The 686-nt window shown below is 59.3% G+C and carries 1 protein-coding gene and 1 pseudogene; both read right to left on the bottom strand.

Annotation, left to right across the window (positions count from 1 at the left end; genetic code table 11):
• Positions 1 to 4: 4 nt before the first annotated feature.
• Entirely contained in the window at positions 5 to 529 is a 525-nt protein-coding gene (locus ACWR1S_RS30875) for a phage tail protein (protein WP_039756545.1), read from the bottom strand.
• Positions 526 to 686: pseudogene (locus tag ACWR1S_RS30870) on the bottom strand (baseplate J/gp47 family protein); the annotation flags it as partial. The gene ACWR1S_RS30875 and the pseudogene ACWR1S_RS30870, both read right to left, overlap by 4 nt.

Here is a 686-nt window from a genome sequence, read left to right as displayed (position 1 = left end):
GCTCCTACAGGCTGGCAACCAGCGTTTGCTGGTCGTCGTTGAAGTCGATCAGGGCGATTTGCAGCCCTACGGGGGTGATGGTCACGAAGTCATAACGGCGGCAGGTGCGGCCGTACTGTTGGATCAGCACGCGCAACAGTTCAGGGTTCAAAGACAACTGAGCGTTGCTGAACTTCAGCAGCACGACGTCCCAATCGCGGTCGGGCTGGCGCTCCTCGATCTCGACGTAACCCACACCCAGGCGTTCAAAAATGCGTTTCAACCCGGCGGTGCTGCCGGCGTCGACCGAGTTGATAAACGCGTATTTCACGCGCAGTCGAAACAGCGACTCGGGTTCGCCCTTGAAGCGCGTCACGTCGCGTTGCCAGGCCCACAGTTCAAGGATGTTCATGTGGCAGGTGTCTGGATCGATCTGCGAATAGGGCCAACGCAACCAGCCGGTGACGGTTTCCCACCACGCCTGTGCAGCGGCCACCAGCTTTGACAGCTCGGTGCCGCCCAGCCAGAACGGCAATTTGAGTTTGATCATTGCAAGTTCACCTTCAGCGACGTCAGGCGCGGGATGTCCAACCCGCTGGTGATGTCGACGCCGGGTGTAAACCGCAGAGAGGCGATATCGGCAAACTGCTGATGCAGTTCTTCCGCGAGGCGACTGAAGCTGAAACGCGACTGGGGATAAGTCAGCG

This window comes from Pseudomonas sp. AIG, assembly GCF_977020205.1.
Note: the sequence above shows the minus strand (reverse complement) of the source record. Positions and strands in the feature narration are given on the sequence as shown.